This is a genomic window from Micrococcus luteus (assembly GCF_014138885.1).
GTDB classification, from domain to species: Bacteria; Actinomycetota; Actinomycetes; order Actinomycetales; family Micrococcaceae; genus Micrococcus; species Micrococcus luteus.
In genome coordinates, this window is record NZ_JACJIK010000001.1 from 1,524,495 (window position 1) to 1,539,647 (window position 15,153).

Annotated in this window: 13 protein-coding genes and 1 pseudogene; 6 read left to right on the top strand and 8 right to left on the bottom strand. The window is 67.7% G+C overall.

The features are described from left to right. Window positions 1-32: 32 nt before the first annotated feature. A complete protein-coding gene (locus HDA34_RS07000) occupies window positions 33-1,148 on the bottom strand; it encodes a succinylglutamate desuccinylase/aspartoacylase family protein (protein WP_134377479.1) in 1,116 nt (371 codons plus the stop codon). Continuing rightward, complete coding sequence (locus tag HDA34_RS07005; RefSeq protein WP_134377478.1) at window positions 1,145-1,675, bottom strand: ATP-dependent zinc protease family protein; 531 nt, start codon at window positions 1,673-1,675, stop codon at window positions 1,145-1,147. Before HDA34_RS07005 ends, HDA34_RS07000 begins: the two co-directional genes overlap by 4 nt. A 27-nt stretch (window positions 1,676-1,702) precedes the next feature. On the opposite strand from HDA34_RS07005, the gene rimK reads away from it, so the two are divergent. Further along, window positions 1,703-2,938 carry a 30S ribosomal protein S6--L-glutamate ligase gene (rimK, locus tag HDA34_RS07010; protein ID WP_036314384.1) on the top strand — a complete coding sequence of 412 codons (1,236 nt, stop codon included), beginning with the start codon at window positions 1,703-1,705 and terminating at the stop codon, window positions 2,936-2,938. Window positions 2,939-2,953: 15 nt separating this feature from the next. Here rimK and HDA34_RS07015 read toward each other — a convergent pair whose 3' ends face one another. Both HDA34_RS07015 and HDA34_RS07020 read right to left on the bottom strand, forming a co-directional pair. After that, entirely contained in the window at window positions 2,954-4,180 is a 1,227-nt protein-coding gene (locus HDA34_RS07015; RefSeq protein WP_036314382.1) for an acyl-CoA dehydrogenase family protein, read from the bottom strand. A 25-nt stretch (window positions 4,181-4,205) separates the two neighbouring features. Beyond that, a complete protein-coding gene (locus HDA34_RS07020) occupies window positions 4,206-5,381 on the bottom strand; it encodes a CaiB/BaiF CoA transferase family protein (RefSeq protein ID WP_036314380.1) in 1,176 nt (391 codons plus the stop codon). A 732-nt stretch (window positions 5,382-6,113) separates the two neighbouring features. On the opposite strand from HDA34_RS07020, the gene dnaB reads away from it, so the two are divergent. The 4 genes from dnaB to HDA34_RS07040 all read left to right on the top strand — a co-directional run bounded on the left by dnaB (window position 6,114) and on the right by HDA34_RS07040 (window position 11,707). Then, complete coding sequence (dnaB, locus tag HDA34_RS07025) at window positions 6,114-7,502, top strand: replicative DNA helicase (RefSeq protein ID WP_010079804.1); 1,389 nt, start codon at window positions 6,114-6,116, stop codon at window positions 7,500-7,502. Window positions 7,503-7,617: 115 nt separating this feature from the next. Then, a complete protein-coding gene (locus HDA34_RS07030) occupies window positions 7,618-8,628 on the top strand; it encodes an IS481 family transposase (RefSeq protein WP_182496708.1) in 1,011 nt (336 codons plus the stop codon). Between the two features lie 29 nt (window positions 8,629-8,657). Further along, complete coding sequence (locus HDA34_RS07035; RefSeq protein WP_223247489.1) at window positions 8,658-10,322, top strand: AIPR family protein; 1,665 nt, start codon at window positions 8,658-8,660, stop codon at window positions 10,320-10,322. A 377-nt stretch (window positions 10,323-10,699) separates the two neighbouring features. Then, complete coding sequence (locus tag HDA34_RS07040) at window positions 10,700-11,707, top strand: IS481 family transposase (RefSeq protein WP_182496709.1); 1,008 nt, start codon at window positions 10,700-10,702, stop codon at window positions 11,705-11,707. On the opposite strand, the gene HDA34_RS07045 is transcribed toward HDA34_RS07040, so the two are convergent. After that, a protein-coding gene (locus HDA34_RS07045) for an IS5 family transposase (RefSeq protein ID WP_119217444.1) occupies window positions 11,704-12,598 on the bottom strand; the annotation gives its coding sequence in 2 pieces (ribosomal slippage) (window positions 11,704-12,240 and window positions 12,242-12,598; 894 coding nt in all). The genes HDA34_RS07040 and HDA34_RS07045 overlap by 4 nt on opposite strands. A 37-nt stretch (window positions 12,599-12,635) precedes the next feature. On the opposite strand from HDA34_RS07045, the pseudogene HDA34_RS11995 reads away from it, so the two are divergent. Continuing rightward, window positions 12,636-12,911: pseudogene (locus HDA34_RS11995) on the top strand (IS5/IS1182 family transposase); the annotation flags it as partial. Window positions 12,912-13,222: 311 nt separating this feature from the next. On the opposite strand, the gene HDA34_RS07055 reads toward HDA34_RS11995, so the two are convergent. From HDA34_RS07055 to HDA34_RS07065, 3 genes are all read right to left on the bottom strand, one after another. Continuing rightward, window positions 13,223-13,561 carry a hypothetical protein gene (locus tag HDA34_RS07055; RefSeq protein ID WP_134377334.1) on the bottom strand — a complete coding sequence of 113 codons (339 nt, stop codon included), beginning with the start codon at window positions 13,559-13,561 and terminating at the stop codon, window positions 13,223-13,225. A gap of 438 nt (window positions 13,562-13,999) precedes the next feature. Beyond that, window positions 14,000-14,179 (bottom strand): hypothetical protein, encoded by a 180-nt coding sequence (locus tag HDA34_RS07060; RefSeq protein ID WP_010079808.1) that lies wholly within the window; start codon window positions 14,177-14,179, stop codon window positions 14,000-14,002. A 311-nt stretch (window positions 14,180-14,490) separates the two neighbouring features. Further along, window positions 14,491-15,150 (bottom strand): DUF6308 family protein, encoded by a 660-nt coding sequence (locus tag HDA34_RS07065; protein WP_036314458.1) that lies wholly within the window; start codon window positions 15,148-15,150, stop codon window positions 14,491-14,493. Between the last annotated feature and the right edge of the window lie 3 nt (window positions 15,151-15,153).

The following is a 15,153-nucleotide window of genomic DNA, read 5'->3' on the forward strand; positions in this document are numbered from 1 at the left end:
GGGGCCGGGGGCCGCCGTCGTCGCGGGGGTGCTCATGCGTCCCATCCTCCGATGTGCACGAGGGCGTCGCCGCGGTGCACCAGGGGTGCCTCGGTGCGGCCGATGACCACGCCGGTCAGCTCGGCCTTCACGTGCGCGAGGCGGCGGCCGAACGAGTTGTAGAGCGCGCCGATCCGGTCCCCGGCGTTCACGCGTTCGCCGAGCGCGACGTCCAGGTGCACGAGGCCGTCCGCGCGGGCGCGCACCCAGGTGGACTGCCACACCAGGTAGGGGGCGTCCTGCTCGCCGTCGACGACGTCGGGGTGGACGGCGGCGGTGTCCTCGCCGGTGGCGTCGGTCGCCTCGGGCACGTCCGTGGTCCGCTCCTCGGGGACCTCGCCGGGCAGCGGACCGGGGGCGTCGACGACGGCGTCCGGCCCGGGCTCGGTGAGCCCGATGTCCGCGGGGTCCACCATGTCCAGGGCGGCGAGCACGCGCAGGACCCCGTCCACGCCGGGGGCGATCGCGTACTCGTCGAACCGCCAGGCCTCACCGGCCTCGTAGAGCAGCACGCGCGCGCCGGTCTCGCGGGCCGCGGCGCGCAGGGAGCCGTCCCGCAGGCGGGCGTGGAAGAGCACGGGCGCGCCGAACGCCTCGGCGAGCGCACGGGTCTGGGGGTCCTCCAGGTCGCAGCGGATCTGCGGCAGGTTGGAGCGGCGGTCCGCGCCGGTGTGCAGGTCGATGCCCACGGTGCAGCGGCCGATCACCTCGGTCATCATCAGGTGCGCGATGCGCGAGGCCAGGGAGCCCCGGGCGGAGCCGGGGAAGGAGCGGTTCAGGTCGCGGCGGTCCGGCAGGTAGCGGTCCCCGGCCATCACGCCGAGCACGTTGACGATGGGCACGGCCAGCAGGGTGCCGCGCAGGTGCGTGGGCTGCAGGCGCTCCAGGACGCGGCGGATGATCTCGACGCCGGCCACCTCGTCCCCGTGGATCGCGGCGGAGACCCACACGGTGGGCCCGTCCTCGCGGCCGTGCAGCACGTGCACGGGCAGGGTGACGTCCGCGCCGGTGACGAGCTGGGAGATCGGCAGGGACAGCTCGTGGCGGCGGCCGGCCGGCACCTCGACCCCGCCGAACGCGAAGGGGGCGCGGGCGGGGCGACGGCTCACGCGCGTCCCCGGTTCCGGCGGCGCACGCCGCGCGGAGGCTGCCCGCCCACGTACGAGGCGGCGGGGTCCACGAGGAGGCCGCCGGCGGCCAGCGCGGTGCGCCCCACGAGCATGCGGAAGCCCATCTCGTCCCGGTGGGTCAGGGTCACCTCCGCCTCGATCGTGCGGCCGGCCAGGGTCAGCGGCATCACGACGACGACGCGTTCCTGCGTCTCGCCGTTCGAGGAGCGGACCGTGCGCAGGTCGGCCACCGGCAGCTCGGCCGTCCGCGCGTCCGCGGCCGAGGTCTGCCACGGGTGCACCTCGAACCGGACCCACGCGGCGCCGTCGCGGGTGAACCGCTCGATGCCGAAGGCGTGGAGCGCCGAGGTGCGGGCGCCGGTGTCGATCTTGGCCTTGATCCAGGGGGTGTGGGCGGCGGGCAGGCCGACCCATTCGCGCCAGCCCACCAGCCCCGGGCGAGCGGCGCCGTCGTCGGTGGGGGGCACGCCGTGGGGGGCCGGGGCCGTGTGCTTAGATTCAGACACGCCCCTCATCCTCCCAGGAAAGCGGTCATGAAGCTCGCCATCCTCTCCCGTTCCCTGCGCGCCTACTCGACGCAGCGCCTCAAGACCGCGGCGCTCGAGCGCGGCCACCAGGTGAAGGTCCTGGACACCCTGCGCTTCGGCATCGACCTCAGCTCGGACGAGCCCGATCTGATGTTCCGCGGCCGCCCCCTCTCCGGCTACGACGCCGTGCTGCCGCGCATCGGCAACTCGGTGACCTACTTCGGCACCGCCGTGGTGCGCCAGTTCGAGCAGATGGACGTCTACACGCCCAACACGGCCGCCGGGATCATGAACTCGCGGGACAAGCTGCGTGCCACCCAGATCCTCTCCCGCCACGAGATCGACATGCCCGCCACCGTGTTCGTGCGCAACCGCGGCGAGGTCTCCACGGCGATCGACATGGTGGGCGGGGCGCCCGTGGTGATCAAGCTGCTCGAGGGCACCCAGGGCATCGGCGTGATCCTGGCGCCGACCAAGAAGGTGGCCGAGGCGATCATCGAGACGCTGCACGGCACCAACCAGCAGGTGCTCATCCAGCGGTTCGTGGAGGAGTCCAAGGGCACGGACATCCGCGCGCTCGTGGTGGGGGACCGCGTGGTGGCCGCGATGCGCCGCCGGGCCCAGGGGGACGAGTTCCGCTCCAACGTGCACCGCGGCGGCACCGTGGAGCGCGTCGAGCTCTCGCCCGAGTACGCGGAGACCGCCGTGCGGGCGGCCCACATCATGGGCCTGCGCGTGGCGGGCGTGGACATGCTCGAGGGCGAGCACGGCCCGCTGGTCATGGAGGTGAACTCCTCCCCGGGGCTGCAGGGCATCGAGGCCGCCACGGACCTGGACGTGGCCGGCGCGATCATCGACTACGTCGCGGACCAGGCCGGCTTCCCCGACATCGACGTGCGCCAGCGCCTGGCCGTGTCCACCGGGTACGGGGTCGGTGAGATCACCGTGCACGCCGGCTCCGGCTGGGTGGGCCAGTCCATCGAGGACTCCGGGCTGCTCGCGAAGGACCTGCAGGTGCTCACCCTGCACCGCGGCACCTCCGTGTTCCCCAACCCCGCGGACACCAAGGTCCTCGAGGAGGGCGACCGGCTGCTCTGCTTCGGCAAGACCGAGAACATGCGCGCCCTCATCCCCGCCCGCGCCCGCCGCCCCAAGCGCGTGCGGAAGCTGCCGGCCACCCCGATCCTCGCCTCCGTGGCCGAGGAGGCTCCGGCGCCCGAGGCGCCCGCCGACGACGCCTGAGCCCGGGCGCGGGGCTCAGCGGGCCGGGGCGAACGCGCCGATGCCCGTGAGGTGCCGGCCGAGCGTGAGCTGGTGGACCTCGTCCGTGCCCTCGTAGGTGCGCACGGACTCGAGGTTGTTCGCGTGCCGCAGCGGCGAGTGCTCCAGGGTGATGCCGTTGCCGCCGAGCATCTCGCGGGCCTCCCGGGCGATGCCGATGGCCACGCGGCAGTTGTCCAGCTTGCCCGCCGAGATCATGGCGGGGGTGAGCGGGCCGGCGTCCTTGGCGCGGCCGATCTGGTGCGCCAGCAGGTAGCCCTTGCCGATGGCCACGGCCATGTCCGCGAGCTTGGCCTGCGTCAGCTGGTGGGAGGCCAGCGGCACCCCGAACTGCTGCCGCTCCATCGCATAGTCGAGGACGGCGTCGAAGGAGTCGCGGGCCGCACCCATCGCACCCCAGATGATCCCGTAGCGGGCCTCGTTGAGGCACTGGAAGGGGCCCTTGAGCCCGACGGCGGAGTCGGCCGGCAGCATTGCGGAGGCGGGCAGGCGCACGCCGTCGAGGTGGATCTCGCACTGCACCGAGGCCCGCATGGACAGCTTCTGGGTGATCGCCTCGGCACGGAAGCCGGGGGTGTCCGTGGGGACCACGAAGCCGCGCACCCCGCGCCCGTCGCCGGGCTCGCCGGTCTGCGCCCAGATGATCGCGACGTCGGCCAGCGTGGCCAGCCCGATCCAGCGCTTGACCCCGTCGAGCACCCAGTCGCCGCCGGGCTCCTGGCGGGCCGTCGTCGTCATGGAGGCCGGGTCCGAGCCGGCGCCCGGCTCGGTGAGGCCGAAGCAGCCGACCGCCTCGCCGGTGGTCATGCGCGGCAGCCACTGCGCCTTCTGCTCCTCGGAGCCGTGCTTGTGGATCGCACCCATCGCGAGCGAGCCCTGCACGGAGACGAAGGTGCGCAGGCCGGAGTCGCCGGCCTCGAGCTCCTGCGCGGCGAGGCCGTACTCCACCGCCGAGCGGCCGGGCATGCCGTGGCCCTCGTAGGGCATGCCGAGCACGCCGAGGCGGCCCAGCTCGGGGACGATCTCGCGCGGGAACACGGCGTCGTCGTACCAGCGGGCGATGTGCGGGCGGATGTGCTCGTCCACGAAGCCGCGCACCTGCAGCGCGACGGCCTTCTCCTCGGCGGAGAACAGGGAGTCCAGGCCGACGACGTCGGCGCGGCCGAGGAACGAGTCGGCTTCGGCGTGGAACGGGGTGGTCATGGCGGGGGTCCTCTCTGCGGGGTGGTCAGCGGGTGTCGAGCCAGGTGTTGACGGCCGCCGTGTCCGCGCCGAGCGCGGGCGGCGCGTGGTGCGGGTGCGCGACGGGCGGGTCCCACTGCACCGGGTGGCGGAACTGCCGGCCGGCGGGGGCGCCGGAGCGGTCCTGGACCTCGACGGTCGGCTCGAGGCCGAGGGACTCGGCCAGCTCGACGCCCTCGGCGACGGTGGACACGAGGCCGACCGGGAGTCGCTCGGCCTGCAGCACGTCCCGCCAGTGGGCGGCCGTCTCGGCCGAGAGCGCGTCCTCCAGGGCGGTGCGCAGCTCCTCGCGGTGCTCGACCCGGTCCGTGTTCGTGGTGAAGCGCGGGTCCTCGGCGAGCTCGGGGACGCCGAGGGCCGCGGCGAAGGTGCGGAACTGCGCGTCGTTGCCGATGGCGACGGCGAGCGGCGCGTCCCGGCACGCCAGCAGCTGATAGGGGGCGATCGAGGGGTGGTCGTTGCCCATCCGCCGCGGGACGACGCCGGCGCCGAGCCATGCCTGGCCCTGGTTGGCGAGCGCCCCCTGCAGCGAGGAGAGCAGGTTCAGTCGCAGGTGGGCGCCCTCCCCGGTGCGCTCGCGGCGCAGCAGGGCCGCGAGCACGCCGGCGGTGAGGTCCTTGGCCGTGAGCACGTCCACCAGGGCGACGCCCGCCTTCATCGGGGCGTCCGGTTCGCCGGTGATGCTCATGAGCCCGCCCGCGGCCTGGACGATGAAGTCGTAGCCGGGCAGGTCCCGGCCCTCGCGGTCGCCGAAGCCGGAGACGGCGGCATAGACCACGGACGGGTTCTCCCGCGCGACCTCGTCGTAGCCCAGGCCGAGGCGCTCCATGGTGCCGGGCTTGAGGTTGTGGACCACGACGTCGGCCCGGGCGGCCAGGGCGGCGGCCCGCCGCTGGTCCTCGGGGTCCTTCAGGTCCCAGCCGACCGACTCCTTGTTGCGGTTCACGGACTCGAAGTAGGTGGCGCCCGTCGCCGAGCGGGGCGGGGCCCAGCCGCGGGTGTCGTCGCCGCGCTCGGGGTGCTCCACCTTGATGACGCGGGCCCCGAGGTCCGCCAGCGTCATGGTGGCGAGCGGGCCGGCGAGGACGCGGGAGAAGTCGGCGACGAGGACGCCGTCGAGCGGGAGCGAGGCCGGGGAGGGGGCGGTGGTGGCCGGGGGCACGGCGGACTCCTCACTGTGGCGGACGACACGATGATGCATCCCACCCAAGCACCGTCCTTTCATTCCGTCCAATGACTCTTGGGCGGCCCACTGATGCGCGGGAGTCATCGGTGCGGGGCGGCCCGGGGCGGCCGGGAGAGGTGGGCACGGGGAGGACCCGGGGCCGCGCGCAGACGCTGTCAACTTCGCCGTCCCCAGATCCGGGCACCTTGTCCACAGGAGTTGTCCACAGATGTGGAGAGTGTGGATGACGGTGTGGATAGGCGTGTACCAGACCGTGTAATAAGGGTGCAAACGAGGCTGCTGTCAAGTTGGATCGATGGGGCCGAAAGGGGGGTGGAGAAACTTCCTCCACAGCCCTGGGGATCGCATCGTCCCAGGTCAGAGCGGGATTATGGGAGCGGTCGAGCGGTTGTCCCCAGCGTGGTCCTCAGGCGATCCACGCGACACGCCGCCGAATCCACACGTTGTCCACAAGGCCTGTGGGAAACGCGGTTGCCCAGCCTCCACGGCGCGCGTAGTGTCGCGTGGTATCCCCAACGCGAGGGCGGGTATTGGCCGCAGGTGACCACTGACAGGCGCGCATCCGCTCGGACCGTCGCCCCGGGGACCGTCGCACCGTCCGCCTGCAGGAGGGTGCGGCGGCACGGGCGGTGACAACAGAGGAATCAGAGCCGGGAAGACCGGCGAGGGCCGCCGTCGTGCGGGCTGTGGGAAGGGAGTCTCCGGACGTTGACTGAGAACTACGGAGACTCGGGCTCCTACGACGGCGGCCGTTCCTCTGAACGCTTCCTGCCGCCCCAGGACCTTGAGGCGGAGCGCTCGGTGCTGGGCGGCATGATGCTCTCCAAGGACGCGATCGCGGACGTGGTGGAGCTGCTGCGCGGCCACGACTTCTACCGGCCCAGCCACGAGATGATCTACGAGGCGATCATCGACCTCTACGGCCGTGGTGAGCCCGCAGATGCCGTCACCGTGGCGGACCTGCTGAACAAGCGCCAGGAGCTCAGCCGCGTGGGCGGCCCCGCCGTGCTGCACGAGCTGATCCAGTCCGTGCCCACCGCCGCCAACGCGAGCTTCTACGCGGAGATCGTGGCGGAGAAGGCCGTCCTGCGGCGCCTCGTCACCGCCGGCACCAAGATCACCCAGCTGGGGTATCAGGGCGACGGCGAGGTCGAGGAGATCGTCAACGAGGCGCAGTCCGAGATCTACAAGGTGGCGGAGAACCGCCAGTCCGAGGACTACGTGCGCCTCGCGGAGATCATGGAGCACGCCGTCGACGAGATCGAGGCGGCCGGCAACCAGGGGGAGGGCCTGACGGGCGTCCCCACCGACTTCTACGACTTCGACGAGCTGACGCAGGGCCTGCACGGCGGCCAGATGATCGTGATCGCGGCGCGCCCCGCCGTCGGCAAGTCCACGCTCGCGCTCGACTTCGCGCGGGCCGCGGCCATCCACCACAACATGGCGACGGTGTTCTTCTCATTAGAGATGGGGAAGAACGAGATCGCGATGAGGCTTCTGAGTGCCGAGGCGACGATCGCCCTGCAGGACCTGCGCAAGGGCACCATCCGGGACGACCAGTGGTCCAAGATCGCCGCGACCGTGGGGCGGCTGAACGAGGCGCCGTTCTTCATCGACGACTCCCCGAACATGACCATGATGGAGATCCGCGCCAAGTGCCGGCGGCTCAAGCAGAAGAACAACCTCAAGATGGTGGTGCTGGACTACCTGCAGCTCATGAGCTCGGGCAAGAAGGTGGAGTCCCGTCAGCAGGAGGTGGCCGAGTTCTCCCGTGCCCTCAAGCTGCTGGCCAAGGAGCTCGACGTGCCGGTGATCGCGCTGAGCCAGTTGAACCGTGGCAGTGAGCAGAGAACGGACAAGCGGCCGCAGGTGTCCGACCTGCGCGAGTCCGGCTCGATCGAGCAGGACGCGGACATGGTGATCCTGCTGCACCGCGAGGACGTGTACGACAAGGAGTCCCCGCGCGCCGGTGAGGCGGACCTGATCGTGGCCAAGCACCGCAACGGGCCCACGAAGACCATTGTGGTGGGGTTCCAGGGGCACTACAGTCGCTTCAGCAACCTCGCACAGGATGGCGGGGGTTCTGGGGGGTTCTAGGTGTTGTGGGTCATGAGGTTCTTGACACGAGGCACGGGCTGAGATGAGACGAGCGGGCTCCGCCCCGCAGGATGGGAATTGCGACATCCACTCATCCGCGGAAGGAAGCCCGCTCGTGACTCACGCTAACGCACCTCTGACCCCCACCGGCCGGCTGCGCATGGTCCACCGCCACCTGAACGACGGGATCCCGCAGTCCCACGTGGCCGCGGAGTTCCGCGTCAGTCGGCCCACGGTGGCCACCTGGGTCGCCCGCTACCGTGCCGAAGGCGAGGCAGGACTGCAAGACCGCTCGAGCCGGCCCCATCGCTCACCTGCCCGGCTCGACCCCGCGATCGTGGCCGAGCTGGAGGCCCTGCGCCGGGCCGAGAAGTGGTCCGCCCGGCGCATCCATCACCATCTGGTCGGCGAGGGCCACCAGGTGTGTCTTCGCACCGTGGGGCGATGGCTGCACCGGGCCGGGATCTCCCGCCTACGGGACCTGACCCCAGCCGGAGAAGACCTCCGCCGGCAGCCGGCCCGGAGGATCACCGCGAGGGGGCCAGGGCACATGGTGCACCTGGACGTGAAGAAGATCGGACGCATCCCTGAAGGGGGAGGCTGGCGCGCCCACGGAAGAGACAGTGAGGCAGGGCGTGCTTCCAAGCGGGGGTCTGGCCAGCGGGTCGGCTACACCTACCTGCACTCGGCGATCGACGGGTTCACCCGCCTGGCGTACACGGAGGCGCTGGAGGATGAGCGGGCGGTGACCACGATCGGGTTCTACTGCCGGGCCCGCGCGTTCTTCGCCGCTCACGGCATCACCGTGGACCGGGTGGTCACGGACAACGGGAACAACTACCGGGCCGTGGACTTCACCCGGAAGGTGGTCTCTCTCGGGGGCCGGCATCACCGGATCCGCCCCTACACCCCGCGCCATAACGGGAAGGTCGAGCGGTACAACCGGCTGATGGTCGACGAGGTCCTCTACGCCCGCCCGTACTCCTCAGAGCGGGCTCGGCGTGAGGCCCTGCAGGTGTGGGTGAATCACTACAACTACCATCGGCCGCATACCTCCTGCGGAGAGGCTCCTCCGGCCTCGTTGGCCCCGGTGCGTGTCAACAACGTCATGCCCTCCTACATCTAGGCCCCTGATGGATGGCAAAGGAGCCCTAGGTGAGCAAGTTCCACGTGGACCAAATCGCAACTCGTATCCGCGAGCTGTACTCGACGGATTATTGGGACGCAAACCTTTCGGATGTAAATAACCTTTCCCGCTTGCTTGCCCGCTATGCCGTAGATCTCACGATTCCTGAGTCAAGCGACAGTGGGAATCAGCGTATTGTCGAAGTAATCGACGGTGGCGAGGACCGCGGGATCGACGCGATTGGGATTGATTTTGTGTCCCAGTTGGTCGTTCTGGTTCAGTCAAAGTGGCGTCAGGACGGATCGGGCACAATGGACCTGGCCGGACTGCTAAAGTTTCGCCGCGGAGTCGAAACCCTGCTAGGCATCAGGACGGATAACGTCCCCGTGAGTGCATCTCCTGAAATGCGTATGGCAGTATCGGATATTTTGAAGAAACCAGGCACCCGGATGCGCTTCATTGCTGTAACAACTGCGCAGGAAGAGCTCCCCACGCAACAGCAAGAGTCTATGAATGAACTTTTGTCATCAGTTAATGAAGGGGGAGCAAGTGAGCCCATTGCGAGTTTTGTACACTTGGGGCAAGGTGCTCTCTTTGACTCTATTGTTGAGCGAGAGCCTATGGATCTTGACCTCAACATGCAGATTTTTAATTGGGGGAAGATTGATGAACCCAGGCGGATGGTTTACGGGCGTGTAGACGCTGCCCAAATTGCCCAGTGGTATCGTGACCATGAACACAAGCTTTTCGCAGAGAATATTCGCCTAGTTATCCCCCGGTCCGATATCAACGACGGCATTAGAAAGACCCTCACATCCGAGCCTGAAAACTTTGCCTACTTTAACAACGGAATTACTATGGTGGTCCGTGATATGCAGGTTGCTCCCGCGGGGTCTGCGACCCGCGAAGCGGGGTACTTCACTGCCAAGGGTGTATCTATTGTGAACGGGGCCCAGACCGTCTCTACGATCGGACGGATTTCTAAGAGCGAGGGTAGCCTTGATTTTCTCGAGGCAGCCTCGGTAATGATTCGTTGTATTGTCGTGAGTGATGAAGAAGCCGAGTTTGGTAGGCTCGTAACTCGATACGCCAACACCCAGAATGATGTTTCTACCCAAGATTTCGCATTCCTTGACGCCGAACAGCATCGCCTTAAGTCCGAAATTAAGGTAATGGGTTTCGAGTATCTTTTGCGGTCGGGCGAGGATGTTCTCACGGAGTCCTCCGATAAGAGAATTGACGTCCGCAGCGCGGCAATCGCTCTGGCCTGCGCGCACCGGGATGTGGAACTGAGTGTCTTGGTCAAACGCGAGATTTCACAACTCTTCTCGGACAGGTATAGAACGATTTTTAATCCTTCCACTGATCCGCGACTCCTTGTTTCATCTGTGCTGGTGAATCAGGTAGTCGAGAATAAGCTCGGTGAGCTAGAGCCTCTTACGGAGGGGGTGAAGAATGGAGTTATAATTCATGGCAAGCGTGTAATTTCTCACCTGATCTTGAGGGGTATTGGAACTACTAATCTAAGTTCCTCTGAGTTTGCCATCGAGAACTATGATTCGTGGATCGAGGACGAGTGCGAGAGGATCGTCGCCGCGCTTGTGGAGAATTTTCCGGATAATTCGTACCCTGGTAATGTTTTTAAAAACACCATTCGCGTACGTGCTTTGCTTAACGAGAGTTCCCTCCTGTGAGCTCGGGTGTTATGTGAGGGCTCGGATGGGCTGCGTTGCGAGGAACTTCGAGCAAACACTTGGCATCGGAGGGCGCTACCTCGTGATGGTCAACGCGGCGAGCATGTTGTTCAGGTTGCCCTAGGGACTGTGGTGCGCCCAAATAGCGGACGCTATGCGGGTAGTCAGTGTCAGTGAACGGCTTGACATCCAGGTAGCAGGACATAGTTTGTACCGCCTCATTGCGTTACATAAGGGCAACGAAGCCGGTGACTTTTGGGCTAGCTGTTGTGGGTCATGAGGTTCTTGCCACGGGGTACGGGCTGAGATGAGACGAGCGGGCCTCTCCCGCAGGATGGAAGTTCCTCAACAACCCACCTGCCAGAAGAGACCCGCTCATGACTCACGCTAACGCACCCCTGACCCCCACTGGCCGTCTCAGGATGGTCCACCGCCACCTGCACGACGGGATCCCGCAGGCGCACGTGGCCGCCGAGTTCCGGGTGAGCCGGCCCACGGTGGCCACCTGGGTGGCCCGCTACCGCGCCGAGGGCGAGGCCGGGCTGCTCGACCGGCCCAGCCGTCCGCGCCGTTCACCTGCCCAGCTCGACCCCGAGGTGGTGGCCCAGATCCAGACCCTGCGTCGCAGGGAGAAGTGGTCAGCCCGCCGCATCCATCACCACCTCGTCTCTGAAGGCCACCAGCTGTGCCTGCGCACTGTGGGCAGGTGGCTGCACCGACTGGGCATCTCCCGGTTGCCAGACCTCGCGCCCACGGGTGAGGACCTGCGCCAACGACCGCAGAAGATCACCGCCCGCGGCCCGGGGCACATGGTGCACCTGGACGTGAAGAAGATCGGGAAGATCCCTGACGGGGGCGGCTGGCGTGCTCACGGACGTGAAAGTGAAGCAGGCCGTGCTTCCAAGCGTGGTGCAGGCCGGCGGGTCGGGTACACCTATCTGCACTCGGCGATCGACGGGTTCACCCGCCTGGCGTACACCGAGGCGTTGGAGGACGAGCGGGCGGCCACGACCGTGAGCTTCTACTGCCGGGCGAGGGCGTTCTTCGCCGCCCACGGCATCACCGTGGACCGGGTGATCACGGACAACGGGAACAACTATCGGGCTGCGGACTTCACCGCGAAGGTGGTCTCGCTCGGGGGCCGGCACCACCGGATCCGCCCCTACACCCCGCGCCATAACGGGAAGGTGGAGAGGTACAACCGGCTGATGGTCGATGAGGTCCTCTACGCCCGCCCCTACACCTCAGAGCAAGCTCGGCGTGAGGCCCTGCAGGTGTGGGTGAACCACTACAACTACCATCGGCCTCATACCTCCTGCGGAGACGCTCCTCCGGCCTCGTTGGCCCCGGCCCGAGTCAACAACGTCATGCCCTCCTACAGCTAGGGCATGTCTGACAATCGTTTGGACCATGCGATCACAGCATTCAGCACCACAGCGGACCGGTAGACGATCGCGTACTTGTCATACCGGGTCGCCAGACCCCGCCACTGCTTCAGGTGCGCGTACTGACGCTCGATGACGTTGCGGCCCTTGTAGGCGTCCGCGTCGAGGCTGACGGGGCGCCCGCCGCGGGCACCGCGCCGTCTGCGGTGGCCCTGCTGGTCGGCCGGTTCGGGGATGACCGCTTTGATCCCACGGGCACGTAGGTGGGTGCGGATCGCCCGGGAGGAGTACGCCTTATCGCCCAGCACGGCCTCGGGGCGGGTCCGGGGCCGCCCTACTGGCCGGGTCACGCGCAGCTGCGCCAGAAGAGGAAGCAGCATCGGGGAGTCCCCTGCCTGGCCGGGGGTGATCAGGCTGACCAGCGGCAGCCCGGTCCCGTCGACGAGCTGATGGATCTTCGTGCTCAGCCCGCCACGGGAGCGCCCGATGCCGTGATCGGCCGGCTCCTCACGCGGATTCTTGTAGTTCGATCCATCCCCCTGTGTGGCGGGTGATGTTCGTCGCGTGCTGATGCGCGCGGGCGATCGTGGAGTCCACCGAGACCGACCAATCGATCAGGCCTTCGGCGTCAGCGGCGGCGGTCAGCGTGGCCAGCACCGTGTCCCAGGTGCCCTCTTCGGCCAAGCGCCGATGCCAGGTCCACACGGTCTGCCAGGGCCCGTAGACCTCGGGCAGATCCCTCCAAGCGATTCCGCACCGGTACCGGTAGATGATCGCCTCCACCATGGTGCGGGCGTCGGCGAACGGCCTGCCGGCGCGGCCGGTCCGGGTCGGGAGCATCGGGGCGATCAACTCCCATTGGGTGTCAGAGAGCATCTGGAACCGGGACATGTCCCCAGGGTCTCAGCTGACTCGTGCATCTATTCTCAGACACGCCCTACGTGCCCGTGGGATCAAAGCGGTCATCCCTGAACCGGCCGACCAGCAGGGCCACCGCAGACGGCGCGGTGCCCGCGGCGGGCGCCCCATTGGCCTCGACGCGGCCGCCTACAAGGGCCGCAATGTCATCGAGCGCCAGTACGCGCACCTGAAGCAGTGGCGGGGCCTGGCGACCCGGTATGACAAGTACGCGATCGTCTACCGGTCCGCTGTGGTGCTGAATGCTGTGATCGCATGGTCAAAACGATTGTCAGACATGCCCTAGCCCGTCCCGCGCACAGCGGCGCCGGACCACTCCAAGGGTGCGGCGTCATCGGCGTCCGTGGGGGCAGGCAACCTCAGCCCGCTCGCACCGCCGCCTCGTCCGTCACCCGCAGCCGCTCGCCGATTAAGGCGCCGATTGCGGACAGCGGGGAGCTGACCACGAGGATGATGAGATGATGGCCGGGGTGAACGTCTACACGGGGTTGCGTGACGATCAGCCAGGAGGCTTTGGAGCGCAGGAAGTCGGAGGTTGCGCCGGCCGGGTTGTAGCCGACAGTGGTGTCGGAGTTGCGGTACTCGGCCGGGAATCGCTCAGTGAGAATGCTGCCCGTCGCCGCGTAGGTGATGGACAGCAGTCCGATGCCTGTGGACGCGGCCGAGGTGATGGCCCATGCCTGGCCGATGTCGATCAGGGGCGAATAGTGGCCACGCCGCTGGCGCCGTGTTGATGCCGCCAGCCATGGTCACTCGGTCCGGGCCCCAGGACGCATCCACGCGGCCGACGAGCAGGATCACGAGAATTGGCACGACGGCGGCTACCAGGGTCGCGTTGATCATGGCCAGGCGGTACACACCGAGCGTGTTGGTGGCGTAGCTGAACGCTAAGGTGTTCGTCGCGTAGAAACTGCCAGAGCCCAGAAGCGCGGCCATGATCGCCATGATTGGGCGGCCGCCGAGATTCTGGAGCTCCTCGCAGACCGGCGACCCCTACATCTTCACCCAAATGCACAGGGCGATGGCCAGGATCGGCATGCGAAGAGGAACAGTAAGCGCCAGCCCCATGCGTCTACGAACTCCGTGGGGAGCATGAGCGCCAGCGCGAAGACGCCGGAGGGGATCAGGGTCCCTTGCGGGGAAGCCGAGCTGCATCATGGCGGCGTAGCGGCCGCGCTGCGCGTAGTGCGTGCTCGATCGCGACGGCGGCGGCCCGCATCAACCGCCGCTCACGGCCAGGCCCTGTAGGAGGCGCAGGACGGCCAGGATGATCGGCGCAGCCAAGCCGATGCATGCGCAGGTCGGCAGCAGGTCAATGGCCCCGGTCGCGGCGCCTCTCAGCACCACGGGGAGGACCAACGTGGGGCGTCGGCCTCAGAGGTCGTCGAGGATGCTTAACCTGAACGCGCCGACCGGACGGGCCGCGAAGCCCATGCCGAAGATCACTAAGAAGCCGCGGATCGCCGCTGTTGGGTTTAGCTTGGTGAAGAAGATAGAGCGTATGGCGATCGCCCTGCAGATGACCCACTTGTAGGCGCAGAGCCCGTACTTCACCGAGAGTTCCTCCCTGGTCCGCAGGGTGGGCAAAGGCCTCGGCCTGAACGGCGTCGACGTGCTTGCTGTGGCAGGCCATGGCTTCACCAACTGCAAGGAGGTCGTGCCTACGCCATGCTCTTCGTGCCCTCCGTGGCGGGATCCCTCACGAAGAGTGCGAGCTGAACAGCGACGAGGACGTGCCGGCCGACGTCGAACTGCTGACCGGGGTGCTGGCGCGCATAGTGGAGGGGATTTGGAGGGGTCGGGATAGGCAGCGCGGCGGGCAGTCCCGCCCCAGGCTAGCGGTGCTGGTCTCCTCCGAGGGCTGATCATGGGACTGGCCCCCAGTACGCCTTGGCCTCCATCCAGGCGAGGACATCGAAGACCCGGAGTACCGAGACCTCGGTGGGCAGTGACGCCGCCGAATGGTAGGACGCGAGTCGCTGCCATATGGTCCGCTCCTGGGCGGAGAACTCTGCATGGAGCAGTGCCCGGCCCACGTAACCGTCCTTTCGGGTCTCATGGAAGACGGTCTGGCGTAGCTCGGCGTCAATGATTGGGAAGAGTCGCGGCCGCTTGCGGGCGACGAGCTTCGACGCGATCGTGGGGCCGATCTTCGGCAGGGTCTTCAGCGCCTCATAGAGCTCGTACACCGGTGCCATGTCCTTGCCGGACGGGTCCGGGTCGACGTCGATGAAGTCGCGGTCGGGGCCGACGGCCTCCAGTAGCCCAGCGAAGTGCACCCTCTGTGTGATGAGCAGATGCACGACCGCATGCCCCGGCACTGGCGTGTTCAGCAGGGCGGCGGAGGCGACGTCGTCGGAGGTGAACACGTTCGCGGACGCTGCGCGCGTCCCGCTCGGGTCGAACCCGTCCCATCGGCCGCCGATGAACTTTCCGGGCGTGAAGTAGTGGCCGAGGAGGTCGACGGCACGATCGGTCTGATCGGAGACGACGGTGCGGGGCAGGTGCAGCTGGGGTGCGGTCATGGC